The sequence below is a fragment of the Flavobacterium palustre genome, from assembly GCF_014639535.1.
Taxonomy (GTDB): Bacteria; Bacteroidota; Bacteroidia; order Flavobacteriales; family Flavobacteriaceae; genus Flavobacterium; species Flavobacterium palustre.
The window spans coordinates 1,035,799-1,049,860 of record NZ_BMGA01000001.1; the positions used below are offsets into that span (position 1 = coordinate 1,035,799).

A 14,062-nucleotide genomic window follows, 5' to 3' on the forward strand; every position below is an offset into this window, starting at 1 on the left:
TAAAAAGAAGCGTTATCCCAGATTGTCTATTTTGCAGAAATCCGGATAAATTGAAAAATATAGGACTACTAAATCCTACATTTCTTTATACTCTGAAGGAGTTTGGGAAGTGAATTTTTTAAAAGCAGTATAAAAAGTTGATTTAGAATTAAAACCGCATTCCAGTCCAATAGCAACATTTGTATAAGCTGAATAATTAGGGTTAGTTAAATATTTTTTGGCTTTTTCAACCCTTAAATAATTGATGTAATCCGAAAAATTATAACCACTTTCCTGATTGATTAGGTGGGATAATTTACTGGTGCTGATATTCATCTCAGCAGCCAGTTTTTCCAGACTAAAATTAGGATCAATATAGCGTTTGTTTTTTACAATATAGTCCTTAATAGGTTTGAATTTGCTGTCGTTAGCATGGTTGTTATTGTTATTAAGGGCAGCTTCTTTGTTTTTTTCTTCAATTAAGATTGCTTTTCGTAATTCAATACGTTCTGTCATTAAAGAATAATTGTAAAAGCCCTGATAGCTTATCCAGTATAACAATGTAGTAGTACTGAGGCGTAAAGGATAATATATGAACACCTGTGGATTTAAGGTTTTGTCCAGATTTAGTAAAATGGCACAAACCCACATGAGAATGATAATGACTCCTAAAAACATTAAATTTCGCAACCATTTTAAATTGTCAAAAACTAATATTTGTTGGTATAAATCAGTGTATTTAAATAGTATTAACAGTGTTTTTACAAAAAGAAAAATAGAGTACAAAGCATTGATGATTTCTTCTGTCTGTACATATTTTGCAATAAACATATTTTGCCCCAAATGATAATAATGGGGGTACAATGCAATTCGAATCAATATTTCGATTATAAAAATCGAAAAGGAGATGTACACGTATGAGGAAATTTTTTTTTCAATTTTTAGATAATAGGTCAAAAAAACATAAAAGGAGGGTACTATTAAAACATACCAGGGAATTTGTAGTCTTTTTATAAAAAAGGGAGCGTCAATTAGAAATGTTTCCAATGAAAAAGCCTGAAGATTGTTAAGTATCAAAAAGGCAATAACAAGATTGAGATAAAGGATAGCCTTATCTGTTTTCTTTTTAAAGCACAGCGTTGTAATTATGAAAATAATTCCAAGCAGTACCCCTGATATCATCACAAAATCAAATACTTGTTTCATTTTTTGAAAGATTTGTTAGTCAATACTACTCTTGGTTTTAGGCTATATTTTTAATCGATAAGCAGCGCATAATCGGATAAAAGCGCCATCTATTTTACTGGTTTCATTAGTTTTGATGTTGTTTTCTATTGTACTCGTTCTGATTTTTCTAAAAAGCCCCCATCCTGATTCAAAGGTAATGCAGATAGGCTTTGTCAGGTAATAATCTAAAAACAAAGAAAGTTGGTTGTCGTATAGGGTGATATAGTCTTGGTCGTTTATTCGGTAGCTGTTCATTGGGGCACGAAAAGTCAGTCCGCCATATAATTTTGAATTCCATTGATGTTCAAATGTTAGTCGGCCGGGTAATAATCCAAAAATAGCATTGGAATCATTTATTTGCCAATTTACCCCGGCAACGGGAATTACAAACCAGCCAAAGAACTCTTTATTGGCATAAACGCCTAGTCGGATTTTTTTATTGGGATTTTTAGAAAAAGTGGTAAAAAGGATGGTTCCAAATTGGAAACTATTTTCCTTAAATAATTCGACTCCGTTTGACCCCAGTATGCCTAATGCTGTGAGAGACCATTTTGAATTTCCTATCGGTGCAATCACTCCAATCGGTATGCGTAAAGAATGGATTGTGGCTAATTGTAATTCGGTATTATCCAATTTGATTTGATGGTTGCTGTAAGACAGACTCAAAAATAAATAGCGGTCTTTGTTAATTTCAATTGGAAGTTCGCTGCTAATTTCAAAAGTGTTGATTACGGAGTTTTTGTATAGCTGATTTTGAAACGCATTAGTGTATTTAATATGTAAAGCTTCAAGGTAAGACTGTGAATAAAGAGAGGTTGCGAACAATATGATTAATAAACATTGTAACATGATTTGAGTTTTATTTGTTATAAAATTCTTTTTAATCCATTGTCTTTTTATGGGAGATTTGAAGAAATTATCTTAAATAACACATTGTTTGCAGGTTTTTTAAATTATTTGGAACTTATATCAAATTTAATCATAATAAATTGAATTTTAATATTTTATGTTTAAAACTCGATTTGAATTAAAGAGGTGTTTTTGTTCCGTTTCATGCTATGGGTTCTTTTTGTTGAACAGGAAACCCATTTGTTTAAAAAAACTAAAATCGACGGAGGTTGTAAAGGCGGTTTTTACTTAGATTTTTATCGGGCGTGTCCCTTCGTCTTTCGTTTTCGTAGTGCATCACTTATAAAAAAATCAAAAAAAGAACTAAAAAAACTACAAACCAAAAGAATAATAGTTTAGCTTTGGGAGTATAATCTTATTAATTATCAACCATTAAACCATTATTTTATGTCAAATTTATTGAACAACCGTGTAAACACTACGGCTACGGCAGCGCAACTAACAGCAGTAAAAGCCGCTTTTCAAACCATTTTAACCAACCTGCCTTTTCTGGTGGGGCTTACTGCCGAGGAAAGAAAATCCTTAAACGCCATTGATGTCAACAACAAAGCCTTTGCCGAAGATGCGCTCAATGCAGCGGTAAACAATGCCACACTCGTTCCCGGCTATATTTCGGTACCTAATATGCAAAACGACCTGACGCTGTTTGCCCAAATGGACGAAATCTCGGGATTAGCTAACCAATTGTGCGAACGCATTGAGGATACTAAAATGCTGGTGGGTAGCGAAGCCTATAATACCGCACTTAGTTTGTATAAATCCTTTGGGGCTGCTGCCGATGCAGGAGTACTGGGTGCCGACAGCATAGTCGATAAACTCAAAACCCGTTTTATAACTAAAACTACTACTGAGCCGGTTACAGCACCTCCGGCACCTCCAGTGGCATAGTAATTAAAAATTAATGCTGTTAAAAAGGTCTGGTTTCCATATATAGAAAAGCCACCCCGCCTTTCAGGCACCCCTCCGGAGGAGGGGAAATTACGCGACTTCCCCTCCTCCGGAGGGGTGCCCAGAGGGCGGGGTGGTTTATTAAGCTGCTAACCATCATTTCCAGTCCCATTGTACAAATGGGGCTTTTTTTATGTCTAAAAAGAACCATTTAGGTTTGTTGTAGGTACTTTTTTAGTGTCTAAAAGTAGTTTTTAGGTTCGTTATAGATAATTTTTAAGTACTAAAAGGGAGTTTTTAGGTTTGCTATAGCTACTTTTTTAGTATCTAAAAGGAGTTTTTAAGTAGGATATAGGTGCTTTTTAGTACTAAAAGAGATGTTTTAAGTTCGATATAAGGAGTTTTTAGGTACTATGAAGCTAAAAAACTATAGTAATTTTACCTATATTTGAAACTATCAATCTAAAAAATAGCACCTTATGCCTGATAATACTAAACCAACCCAAGCCGAGCAATACCCTCCTATAGGGAATTTTATCCATTACCACATTATGCAGCAAACCCAAACCAAAAGCAGCATTGCTCAGGCAATGGGTATAGGCTCTAAAGGATTAAGGGATTATTTTAAGAAAGATTCGTTGCAATTTGCCGTTTTGTGGAAACTAAGCCTGATACTCAAGCACAATTTCTTGGCGCAGCTGGGCGAATACCTGCCCTACCGCTTTGAAACCATACAGGAAAAAGCCCTAAAAAAAGAATTGGCAGCCAAAAACGACTATATCCACAAACTGGAAATCCAGCTCGAAACTTTAAAGGAAATGATTAATAAATAAATTGTTTTGTAAGAATTATTTATATATTAGCGAAAAAAATAACAAGCTGTAAAGTAGCGACAATCTACCCGATTTTGGGTGTATAGGCGCTACTTTGTAGCGAGTATAAACGAGTTGGCAGTAATACACAATAACAAATGGACGAAATGATAACCTTTTTCGGTGGAATTGCTTTTTATTTCTTGCTTGATTTATTAAAATCATATTATAAGAAAAAAATTGAAAATGAAGCTAATATTGAAGACTTGCCAGAATTAACAAAAGTTACGGAAATTGTTCAACAACATTTTAGAAAAGAATTATCAACAATTAATGCTCAACTTTCAATTCTATCGAAACAAAGCTCGATTATTGACGAAAAATCTATTCAGGTATTAAATCAATTTTTTGAAAGATGTTTAGAAATTAGAGATTTACACTCTCAAAGTTTCGGGGACTTTATTGGAAAAGACCTTGCACAAGTTATGACTGAATACCAACTATTAGTTGAAACAGCGCATAGAAAACTATATTCAGATTATCATAACTTAGTTCTCTTTCACATCAAAAACACTGACATTATTGAAAATGCAAATGATATTGTTTCTAGCAGTCATTTAGTAAGACAAACATTCAAGAAACATTTTGGATTTATAAAAATTTCGCTTTTAAATGAAGCTGGGTACAGTCCAAATTTAGCTTATAAAGAAGCGGTAGAAAACTCTGATAAGGTTACAAAAGAATACTATGCTGACCAAAAATCAAATTACGATTTATTCAATAAGAACTTTAATAGTCTTCTAAAATCTATGAGCAAATATTTTTCAGAATATGGACTGAAATTTAGACATGAAGAATTAGAAAGATAAAGTACTACTGCCAACACACGCTACAAGCAATTTGGGGATTTGGCTTAATGGAAAAATTGGTTTGTATTTGGAAGATTTGGCAAATCCGAAAATAGGGCTTAATTTAATCCCAAACTGCTTGTAGCGCCAGAACGTTGGCAGATATTTTCGCACGATAGAGGAAAAAACCGAAAAATAAATAAATAAATTAAAGTTGAATTAAATACAAAGAATGGAATGCAAGTAATATTTTTTATAATTGGAATAATTGGTTTAGTAATGTTTTTTTTTGGAGGCAAAATGCTTCTCCAAAAATATAGAAGTAAAATTATTGGAGAATTAAAAATAACAGAAAACGAAATAAACTTTGAAAAATCTGGCTTATATTCAATTTGTGTAGTTGGAGGAGGTTATGCAAATAATCAGGGGAATTTTGAAGCAATAATAACAAATAACGAAACAGAACTAGATACAATTGAAAAAGATTTAAAATTCAAATTTCGTCATAAAGGAAAATTAGCGACAGAATTTTATCAATTTGAAATTGAAAATCCTGGAATACATAAAATTGTATTTAAGAATGTTGAAGATTTAGAAGTAAAAGAATCTATGTTAGTTTCTAAAAGATTGTTTCAAAAGAAATCTCCAATGGAAAAAATTGGATTTATTGTAAAAGAAAGTTCATCTAGTACAAAATTTATAATTGGTTTATTAATGACTGTTTTTGGATTTAATATTGCTGGCTGGGGAATAATTTTAGCATTTAATCCACAGATATTTAAATAAAAAAACATCTGCCAACACACGCTACAAGCAAGTTGGGCTTTAGGCTAAATTTGAAAATTGTTTTGTATTTGGAAGATTCGGCAAAACAGAAAATAAATAATTATTAACCTCAACCTGTGTGTAGCGCGGGAACGTAAGCAGCAAGTGTCGAGAACCAAAATTATAAAAACAACCAATCAATGGGATTCAAACCAATAAAGTATAATAGCAAAGGGCTGAAAATGCAGAAAGCAATTGTAAGTCCTGATTTTAATAATAAAACTGTTCTGGTTAGAAATCATTGGGATTATGTTGAAATGTGGCTCCAAAAAGAAAAAAAATCAGAGGCTTTAATGTATTGGAAGCAAGCAGAAAGCTTTTTTAATGCAAGTCAATCAATACCCGACCGCTCGGATTTACAATGAATGTCTCGGTTGGATAGCGCGGATTTGCAATCCGTGCCCGCAAAGTTGAGCAAGCAAAAAAAGTCAAAAAAGCTATATCAAAAAATCGATATGGCTTTTTTCATACCTTTAAGTCAAAAAATGTCAACAAAATATAAAGCTACAACAACAGACCAAGCCTATTTTATAACGATAACAACAGTAGGTTGGGTAGATATTTTTACAAGACTAAATCAAAAATATGTTATTACCAACGCATTGCAGTATTGTCAAAACAAGAAAGGTTTAGAAATTTATGCCTATTGTTTAATGTCGAGTCATTTGCATTTGTTGTGCAAAGGTATTGATGGTTTTATCTTGTCGGATATTATGCGGGATTTCAAGAAATTTACTTCCAAAGAAATTGTAAAAACTATAGAAGAAGAGCCGGAAAGCAGAAGAGAGTGGTTATTGGCGTATTTTGAAAAATCTTGTGAGCATCTTAAGAGAAAACAAGCATACAAAGTCTGGCAAGATGGTTATCATGCTGAAATTGTTGAAAGTAATTGGTTTATCAAACAAAAGGTAAATTACATTCACAATAATCCCGTAAAAGAAAAAATTGTGACACTTCCTGAGGATTATTATTTTAGTTCAGCAAGAAACTATGCAGCATTAGATTATGAGCTAGAAGTGATTTTGTTAGATTTGTTTTAGTTGCCAATTGGAGTGGGCACGGATTGCAAATCCGCGCTATCCTCACGAAAAAGATTACTGCAAATCTGCTCGATTGGATTGCTTTGCCTGTTCGCTATCGCTCGAGTCCTCATTCTTCGGAATGACAAAACAAGGTGTGTCTTCCTTAACTTAATGACATTGATTGCTCGGTCTTCTTTCGTCAGGATGACAAGTTTGTGGTAAAAGTCAGAGCAACAAAGTCACTGCTCTCCAGCTGCGCAAAGTGTCCTCACTTTGTGCAATTGTTTTAATATTAAATCAATTCCTTAGCAAAAATCCTCTAAACAATGATAAAAACCTTCTATAATTGTGTTTATTCCCTCTTTTTTCTTTTCTCTTTTCTCTAATTTCCTCAAAATTCCTTACTTTCGCACCTCGATTAAGAAAAGGATAAAATGAGTACAAAATTTACTGAATACAAAGGACTTGACTTGCCAACAGTAGCGTCGGAAGTTCTCGATTTTTGGAAGAAAGAAAATATATTTGAAAAGAGTGTAACAACCCGTGAGGGTGCTACACCTTACGTGTTTTTTGAAGGACCGCCTTCGGCAAACGGATTACCTGGAATTCACCACGTAATGGCACGTGCGATTAAAGATATTTTTTGCAGATATAAAACCCAAAAAGGATTTCAGGTAAAGCGTAAAGCAGGTTGGGATACTCACGGATTACCGGTAGAATTAGGTACTGAGAAAGAATTAGGAATTACTAAAGAAGATATCGGGAAAAGCATTTCGGTAGCCGAATATAACGAAGCCTGTAAAAAAACCGTAATGCGTTATACGGATGTGTGGAATGATTTGACCGAAAAAATGGGTTATTGGGTAGATATGGAAGATCCGTATGTGACTTACAAACCCAAATATATGGAGTCTGTTTGGTGGCTTTTGAAACAAATCTACAACAAGGATTTGATGTACAAAGGTTACACCATTCAGCCTTATTCCCCAAAAGCGGGAACAGGATTATCTTCGCATGAGGTGAACCAACCGGGTTCTTACCGCGATGTAACCGATACTACGATTGTAGCGCAATTCAAAGCGATTTCAGAAACTTTACCTTCATTTTTAGAAGGTTTTGGGACGGTTCATATTTTAGCCTGGACGACTACGCCTTGGACTTTGCCATCGAATACTGCTTTGACTGTGGGTCCAAAAATCGATTATGTTTTAGTAAAGACTTTTAATCAATATACATTTGAGCCAATTAATGTGATTTTGGCTAAAAATTTAGTTGGAAAACAATTCGGGAAAGCGTATTTCGCTACTGAAGAAGCTGCTGATTTTGACAATTACAAAGCTGGTGACAAAAAGATTCCATACAAAATTATAACTGAAGCAAAAGGTGCTGATTTAGTAGGAATCCGTTACGAGCAATTATTGCCTTGGGCTTTGCCTTATCAAAATCCTGAAAATGCTTTTAGAGTAATTTCGGGAGATTTCGTTACTACCGAGGATGGAACGGGAATTGTACATACGGCTCCAACTTTTGGTGCTGATGATGCTAAGGTGGCTAAAGAAGCTACGCCTGAAGTTCCGCCAATGTTGGTTTTGGACGAAAATGGTACACCGGTTCCATTGGTAGATTTACAGGGAAGATTTACTTCACATGTGGGAGGTGAATTTGCCGGGAAATATGTGAAAAACGAATATTATGATGCCGATCAGGCGCCGGAACGTTCGGTTGATGTGGAGATTGCTATTCGATTAAAAGAAGAAAATAAAGCATTCAAAGTAGAGAAATACGTGCACAGTTATCCACATTGCTGGAGAACGGATAAGCCTATTTTATATTATCCTTTGGATTCCTGGTTTATCAAAATCACGGAGGTAAGAGACCGAATGTTCGACCTAAACGAAACTATTAACTGGAAACCAAAAGCAACCGGAGAAGGTCGTTTTGGAAACTGGTTGAAAAATGCTAATGACTGGAACTTATCGCGTTCAAGATATTGGGGAATTCCATTGCCAATTTGGAGAACCGATGACAAACAGGAAGAAATCCTGATTGGTTCGGTGGAAGAATTGTTCAACGAAATTGAAAAAGCAATTGCTGCCGGTGTTCAATCAGCAAATCCATTCAAAGGATTTGAAATTGGAAACATGAGTGAGGCTAACTATGATTTGGTTGACCTGCATAAAAATGTAGTGGACGGAATTACTTTGGTTTCGGCATCCGGAAAACCAATGAAACGTGAGGCTGATTTGATTGACGTTTGGTTCGATTCAGGAGCTATGCCTTATGCGCAATGGCATTATCCTTTTGAAAACAAAGAATTAATCGATAATAATAAATCATTCCCGGCTGATTTTATCGCCGAAGGAGTGGATCAAACACGAGGATGGTTTTATACGTTACACGCTATCGGAACTTTGGTTTTTGATAACATTGCTTATAAAAATGTAGTTTCGAACGGATTGGTTTTGGATAAAAATGGACAAAAAATGTCTAAACGTTTGGGGAATGCTGTTGATCCTTTTGAAACTTTAAAGGAATACGGTCCTGATGCCACACGCTGGTACATGATTGCCAATGCGAATCCTTGGGATAACCTGAAATTTGATATTGAAGGTGTGGCTGAGGTAAGACGTAAATTCTTTGGAACACTTTATAATACCTATTCTTTCTTTAGTTTGTATGCCAATATTGATGGTTTTAAATTTGATGAAGCGGAAGTTCCGTTGAACGAAAGACCTGAAATTGACAGTTGGATTTTATCTGAATTACATACTTTAATCCAATTAGTTGATGAAGCTTATGCGGATTATGAGCCAACCAAAGCTGCTCGTGCTATTTCTGATTTCGTTCAGGAAAATTTGAGTAACTGGTACGTTCGTTTGTGTCGTCGTCGTTTCTGGAAAGGGGAATATGCGCAAGATAAAATTGCAGCTTATCAGACTCTTTATACTTGTTTGTTAACCGTAAGTAAATTAAGTGCTCCTATTGCTCCATTCTTTATGGATAAGCTTTACAGAGACTTAACGCAGGCTACACAAACAGAAAAATTTGATAGTGTACATTTGGCGGAATTTCCAAAATACGTTGAAAACTTTGTTGATAAATCGTTAGAGAGCAAAATGCAGAAAGCACAGACGATTTCATCACTGGTTTTATCACTACGTAAGAAGGAGATGATTAAAGTGCGTCAACCATTGCAAAAGGTAATGATTCCGGTACTTGACGAGCGTCAGAGAGCAGAAATTGAGGCGGTTTCCGACCTGATAAAAGCAGAGGTAAACGTGAAAGAAATTGAACTTTTGGACGATGCTTCGGGTATATTGGTAAAACAGATTAAGCCTAATTTTAAAGCACTTGGCCCACGTTTTGGAAAAGATATGGGATTGATTTCCAAAGAGATACAAGGTTTTTCTTCTGAGCAGATTAACAAATTAGACAAGGAAGGAAGCATAGCTATTGTTATCGCAGGAAAAGATGTAACTTTATCATTAGAGGATGTAGAAATAACTTCTCAGGATATTGAAGGCTGGTTGGTTGCTAATTCTAATGGAATAACTGTAGCTCTGGATATAACAATTTCAGATGAATTGAAAAATGAAGGAATTGCGAGAGAGTTAGTCAATAGAATTCAAAACATCAGAAAGGATTCCGGATTTGAAGTAACGGATAAGATTAAGGTGAGTTTGCAAAATAATCCAGCTTTAGAAGTTGCTGTAAAACACAACAATGCTTACATTAAATCGGAAACATTAACTGAAGAGTTGGTTTTTGAAACTCAAATTGAGAATGGCACAGAAATTGAATTTGATGACATTAAAACTAAAATAACGATTACTAAATAATATTGATTATGGTAGATGAAGCAACACGATACTCAGACGCCGATTTGGCAGAGTTCAAAGAGATAATCCAAAAGAAAATTGAGAAAGCACAAGCTGATTTAGATTTGATAAAAAGTGCTTACATGAACGATTTGAATAATGGTACGGATGATACATCTCCAACATTCAAAGCTTTCGAAGAGGGTAGTGAAACCATGTCTAAAGAGGCCAACTCTCAGTTAGCAATTCGTCAGGAAAAATTCATACGCGATTTAAAGAACGCTTTATTCCGTGTGGAAAATAAAACGTATGGAATTTGCAAAGTAACAGGTAAATTAATCAGTAAAGAAAGATTGAAAATTGTTCCTCATGCAACGATGAGTATTGAGGCAAAAAACATGCAACGATAATTCTATTTCAGGTTCCAAATTTCAAATTCCAAATTCCAATCTTAGTTTTGGAATTTGGAATTTAAGTTTTTATAATTTATCTATTTTTACGCACTTAAAATTTTTAAAATGTCATTACGAAAAGCCTATCTGCTTATTTTCTTAGTGTTAATAGTTGATCAGATTTCCAAAATATATGTAAAAACTAATTTTATATTAGGAGAAGAAGTTGAAATTTTCAATTGGTTTAAAATTCATTTTATTGAAAATGAAGGAATGGCATGGGGAACCCAAATTCCCGGAACTTATGGGAAATTATTCCTTACCTTGTTCCGATTAGTTGCTGTGGGAGGAATAGGATACTGGTTATGGGATTCTGTCGAAAGAAAGCACAGTAGTAATTATTTAGTTGTGGCTATTGCGTTAATTTTGGCAGGTGCTTTTGGAAATATTATTGACTCAGTATTTTACGGAGTTATCTTTGACGACAGCACTTCGCAATTGGCAACACTGTTTTCAAATGAGCCTTATGGTACTTATTTTCACGGAAAAGTAGTCGATATGTTTTACTTTCCTTTTTGGCATGGGAATTTGCCAGGCTGGTTACCTATATGGGGAGGCAGGGATTTTACCTTTTTTAATGCTATTTTTAATGTTGCCGATGTGGCTATTTCTACCGGAGTAGGGATTTTAATTGTCTTTAATAAAAAAGCATTTCATAAACACGAATAATATAATTTTAAAAATACAGACCCGACAGATTTCCAAAAGCTGTCGGGTCTTTTTTTATATCTAAAATTCATAAATACTGTTCGGAGTTACACAATAATGCAGTTGCATATCGCCTTCGTGAACATCCTCTATTAAATCTTCGGCTTCAAAAAATGAAAGACCGATTTTGATAATTTCAGTCTTGCATTCGCTCAGGAATTTATCATAAAAACCTTTACCGTAGCCCACACGATGTCCTTTTTTGTCAAAGGCTAAAAGCGGGACAAAAACAACTTCTATTTTGTCAGAAGGAACTTCTATGCCATCAACAGGTTCCGGAATGTTGTATTCGTTTTTTTTGATTTTAGTATTGTCGGTCAAAAGAAAATGAGTCATTTTTCGTGTTTCAAAATCCGATTTCGAAATCAGAATGTTTTTGTCTTTTCCTGAAAGCAGATGCAAAATCAATTCGGTGTCTATTTCCTGATGTTCAGCAATGGGTAAAAAAACATGGAAATAATTTTTATCCCAAATGGGTAGTTTCAATAATTGATTGGCAATAGCTAAACTCATTTCTTCTCTTTCGTTTTCAGAAAGCTGTTTTCGCAGTGTTTTGTATTTGGAACGTAATTCTTTTTTAGTGTTTCCCATTTTTGATTTTGTACTGTGGAATTAAAAACTAAAAGTAGAAATAATTATTTGTAATTCGTAAATTTGATTAGAAATCAAATCACAGCTTTTAAAACATATGGTTTTGGGCTTTTCGATGTTTTTCTATTCTTTTTTGAAATCAAATTCTAATGCCAAAAACAGCTCTCGAACTTCAAATTCAAACTTTACCGGACAGTCCGGGTGTTTATCAATATTATGATAAAGAAGGCAAAATTCTTTATGTAGGTAAGGCCAAAAATTTAAAAAAAAGGGTTGCTTCTTATTTTAATAAAATTCATGATACGGCTAAAACCAATGTTTTGGTCAAAAAAATTGTGACTATCAAACACATTGTAGTTCCTACCGAAACCGACGCGCTTTTGCTGGAAAACAATTTGATTAAAACCTTGCAACCCCGTTACAATATCAATTTAAAAGACGACAAAAGTTATCCCTGGATTTGTATTAAGAAAGAGCCTTTTTCCAGAATATTTTCCACTAGAAGAATGGTCAAAGACGGTTCGGAATATTTTGGTCCTTATACCAGTTTTAAGACTGTAAATACCATTTTGGATTTAATCAAAGAATTGTATCCGCTTCGTACGTGTAATTTTGATTTGAGCGATTCCAATATTGAAAGTGGCAAGTTCAAGGTGTGTCTCGAATACCATATTGGAAATTGCAAAGGCCCTTGTGAAGGCTACGAATCATTAGAAGAATATCAAAAACAGGTCAACGCTATTCGGGAAATTCTGAAAGGAAATTTCAAAGAGAGTTTGAAAGATTTCAAAAAACTGATGATGGATTTGGCACAGCAAATGCAATTTGAAGAAGCCCAAAAAATCAAAGAAAAAATTGAGGTTTTAGAGAATTACCAATCGCGTTCTACGATTGTGAATCCTAAAATTACTAATATTGATGTGTTTTCTATTGTTTCTGACGAAAGTGCCGCTTATGTGAATTTTTTACAAATTTCTCATGGTTCGATTATTCGTTCCCATACCCTGGAAATCAAGAAAAAATTAGCCGAAACTGATGAAGAATTACTGGAATTGGCAATAGTCGAATTGCGGGAAAGATTTCAATTATTGTCTAAAGAAGTCATTGTGCCTTTTGCGGTTGATCTTGGCGAAAACATCAAAGTTACCGTGCCGCAACTAGGAGATAAAAAGCAAATTTTAGATTTGTCTGTCCGAAATGCTAAATTTTACCGAATCGAACAGCTAAAACAATTACAGATTGTAGATCCTGACCGACATACTAATAGGATTATGGCGCAGATGCAGAAAGATTTGCGTTTGCCGGTGGAACCCAGACATATTGAATGTTTTGATAATTCCAATATTCAGGGGACGAATCCTGTTTCGGCCTGTGTGGTTTTTAAAGACGGAAAACCAAGTAAAAAAGATTACCGCCATTTTAATATAAAAACTGTTGAAGGGCCGAATGATTTTGCCTCGATGGAAGAAGTGGTCTATCGTCGTTACAAGCGATTGTTAGACGAAGAACAGCCTTTGCCGCAACTAATCATTATTGATGGAGGGAAAGGACAGTTGTCTTCGGCATTAAAAAGTATTGACGATTTAGGTTTGCGCGGAAAAATCAGTATCATTGGCATTGCCAAAAGATTAGAAGAGTTGTTTTATCCGGGTGATTCTGTCCCGTTATATCTGGATAAAAAATCGGAAACCTTGAAAGTTATTCAGCAATTGCGAAATGAAGCGCATCGTTTTGGAATTACACATCATCGGGATAAAAGAAGTAAATCGGCATTGAATTCTTCGATAGAATCCATACCGGGAATTGGCGAAAAAACCATGTTGATGTTAATTCAGCATTTTAAAAGTGTTAAAAGATTGAAATTAGCAACAGAAAAAGAAATTTCGGACGTTGTGGGAGTATCAAAAGCCAAAAAAATTACCGATTTTTACAAAACCACAACTCCCTGATCTTATTTTAGTTGTTGAATCTTAAAAACGAAGA

13 protein-coding genes are annotated in these 14,062 nt (G+C 34.5%); 10 read left to right on the forward strand and 3 right to left on the reverse strand.

The genetic code is table 11. The features are described 5' to 3' along the window. Window positions 1-75: 75 nt before the first annotated feature. Together IEV84_RS04125 and IEV84_RS04130 are read right to left on the reverse strand one after the other, a co-directional pair. Entirely contained in the window at window positions 76-1,185 is a 1,110-nt protein-coding gene (locus tag IEV84_RS04125; RefSeq protein WP_188492687.1) for a helix-turn-helix domain-containing protein, read from the reverse strand. 42 nt (window positions 1,186-1,227) lie between these two features. Continuing rightward, window positions 1,228-2,055, reverse strand: a complete 828-nt coding sequence (locus tag IEV84_RS04130) for a hypothetical protein (RefSeq protein WP_188492689.1) — start codon at window positions 2,053-2,055, stop codon at window positions 1,228-1,230. A 447-nt stretch (window positions 2,056-2,502) separates the two neighbouring features. Between IEV84_RS04130 and IEV84_RS04135 the strand changes: the two genes are divergently transcribed. The 9 genes from IEV84_RS04135 to IEV84_RS04175 all read left to right on the forward strand — a co-directional run bounded on the left by IEV84_RS04135 (window position 2,503) and on the right by IEV84_RS04175 (window position 11,449). Further along, complete coding sequence (locus tag IEV84_RS04135) at window positions 2,503-3,003, forward strand: hypothetical protein (RefSeq protein ID WP_188492691.1); 501 nt, start codon at window positions 2,503-2,505, stop codon at window positions 3,001-3,003. A gap of 479 nt (window positions 3,004-3,482) precedes the next feature. Continuing rightward, on the forward strand, window positions 3,483-3,836 hold the full coding sequence (locus tag IEV84_RS04140) for a hypothetical protein (RefSeq protein ID WP_188492693.1): 354 nt from the start codon (window positions 3,483-3,485) through the stop codon (window positions 3,834-3,836). A 137-nt stretch (window positions 3,837-3,973) separates the two neighbouring features. Beyond that, on the forward strand, window positions 3,974-4,684 hold the full coding sequence (locus IEV84_RS04145) for a hypothetical protein (RefSeq protein WP_188492695.1): 711 nt from the start codon (window positions 3,974-3,976) through the stop codon (window positions 4,682-4,684). A 216-nt stretch (window positions 4,685-4,900) separates the two neighbouring features. Beyond that, window positions 4,901-5,449, forward strand: coding sequence for a hypothetical protein (locus IEV84_RS04150; protein WP_188492697.1), 549 nt, complete (start codon window positions 4,901-4,903; stop codon window positions 5,447-5,449). Window positions 5,450-5,670: 221 nt separating this feature from the next. Next, window positions 5,671-5,853, forward strand: coding sequence for a hypothetical protein (locus IEV84_RS04155; RefSeq protein WP_188492699.1), 183 nt, complete (start codon window positions 5,671-5,673; stop codon window positions 5,851-5,853). Between the two features lie 120 nt (window positions 5,854-5,973). After that, window positions 5,974-6,528: an REP-associated tyrosine transposase gene (locus IEV84_RS04160; RefSeq protein ID WP_188492701.1), complete on the forward strand. Its 555-nt coding sequence runs from the start codon at window positions 5,974-5,976 to the stop codon at window positions 6,526-6,528. 416 nt (window positions 6,529-6,944) lie between these two features. Beyond that, window positions 6,945-10,349: an isoleucine--tRNA ligase gene (ileS, locus tag IEV84_RS04165; RefSeq protein WP_188492703.1), complete on the forward strand. Its 3,405-nt coding sequence runs from the start codon at window positions 6,945-6,947 to the stop codon at window positions 10,347-10,349. Between the two features lie 8 nt (window positions 10,350-10,357). After that, on the forward strand, window positions 10,358-10,738 hold the full coding sequence (locus tag IEV84_RS04170; RefSeq protein WP_071184521.1) for a TraR/DksA family transcriptional regulator: 381 nt from the start codon (window positions 10,358-10,360) through the stop codon (window positions 10,736-10,738). Window positions 10,739-10,846: 108 nt separating this feature from the next. Continuing rightward, on the forward strand, window positions 10,847-11,449 hold the full coding sequence (locus IEV84_RS04175) for a lipoprotein signal peptidase (protein ID WP_188492705.1): 603 nt from the start codon (window positions 10,847-10,849) through the stop codon (window positions 11,447-11,449). Window positions 11,450-11,509: 60 nt separating this feature from the next. Here IEV84_RS04175 and IEV84_RS04180 read toward each other — a convergent pair whose 3' ends face one another. Then, window positions 11,510-12,079, reverse strand: coding sequence for a 5-formyltetrahydrofolate cyclo-ligase (locus IEV84_RS04180; RefSeq protein WP_188492707.1), 570 nt, complete (start codon window positions 12,077-12,079; stop codon window positions 11,510-11,512). A gap of 149 nt (window positions 12,080-12,228) precedes the next feature. Between IEV84_RS04180 and uvrC the strand changes: the two genes are divergently transcribed. After that, window positions 12,229-14,028, forward strand: coding sequence for an excinuclease ABC subunit UvrC (uvrC, locus tag IEV84_RS04185; protein ID WP_188492709.1), 1,800 nt, complete (start codon window positions 12,229-12,231; stop codon window positions 14,026-14,028). Window positions 14,029-14,062 lie beyond the last annotated feature (34 nt).